Genomic DNA, 1,225 nt, shown 5'->3' on the forward strand with positions numbered 1-1,225 from the left:
TGAGGTGCCCCTAGATTTGTAGACGCTTTGCCCCCTAACTTTGAGGCGAGGAGGCCGAGATGGGGACAAGCAACTACAGCGACGAGTTCAAGCGGGACGCGGTGCATCAGATCACTGTCCGTGGCTATCCAGTTCGGGAGGTATCCCGGCGCTTGGGCGTCAGCACTTATTCTCTCTATAAGTGGCTAAAGGTGTTCGGGGAGCCGACGTCAAAGCCGGGTGTGGACCACGAGGCCGAGAACCGGCGCCTGAAGCGCGAGCTGGCTCGGGTGACCGAGGAGCGCGACATCCTAAAAAAGGCAACGGCGTACTTCGCGCGCGAGTCCCAATGAAGTACGCCTTCATCCGGGCGCATCGCGTGGAGTTCGGCGTCCGGGCCATGTGCCGGGTGCTGCGGGTCCATTTCTCCGGCTTCTATGCATGGCTTAAGGAACCGTTAAGCCACCGCGCGCAGGAGGATGCGCGTCAGACCGAGCTGGTCCGCCAAGCCTGGACCGACAGCGGCAAGGTCTATGGCTACCGCAAGTTGACGGATGATCTGCGCGATCAGGGCGAAAGCATCTCGGAGAACCGTGTTGCCCGGTTGGCGTCACTGGCCGGGATCGCTGCGCAGATCGGCTACAGGCGCCGCCCCGGCCGATATGGCGGCAAGCCTGCTGTCGTCGCTGAGAACAGGTTGGAGCAATGCTTCGATGCCTCTCAGCCCGATCAGGTCTGGGTGACCGACATCACCTACATCAAGACCCATGAAGGCTGGCTGTACTTGTGCGTCGTCATCGATCTGTACTCGCGCCGGGTTGTCGGCTGGTCCGCCCAGTCCCGCATGACGACGGACCTCGCCCTGCAAGCCCTGCTGATGGCCGTGTGGCGGCGCAAACCCACAGGTAGGGTCATGGTCCACTCAGACCAGGGTTCCCAGTTCACCAGCCGGGAGTGGCAGACATTCCTGCGCCAGCATGATGTGGAACCCAGCATGAGCAGACGCGGCAATTGTCACGACAACGCTGTCGCCGAGAGCTTCTTCCAGCTCCTGAAACGGGAACGGATCCGGCGTCGTACCTACCCGACCCGCGATGCCGCCAGGCAGGACGTGTTCGACTACATCGAGATGTTTTATAACCCGAAACGCAAGCACACGAACAACGGCATGCTGTCGCCCGTTGATTTCGAGATCAGGCAGCAGAAACTGACCAAGGCGGGTGTCTAGAAAACTAGGGGCACCTCA

The 1,225-nt window shown here is 61.1% G+C and carries 1 protein-coding gene; it reads left to right on the top strand.

The features are described 5' to 3' along the window. Window positions 1-59: 59 nt before the first annotated feature. A protein-coding gene (locus tag QKW60_RS20970; RefSeq protein ID WP_282371659.1) for an IS3 family transposase occupies window positions 60-1,207 on the top strand; the annotation gives its coding sequence in 2 pieces (ribosomal slippage) (window positions 60-303 and window positions 303-1,207; 1,149 coding nt in all). The last annotated feature ends 18 nt before the right edge of the window (window positions 1,208-1,225 follow it).

Source organism: Albidovulum aestuarii (assembly GCF_029961185.1).
Lineage (GTDB): Bacteria > Pseudomonadota > Alphaproteobacteria > Rhodobacterales > Rhodobacteraceae > Albidovulum > Albidovulum aestuarii.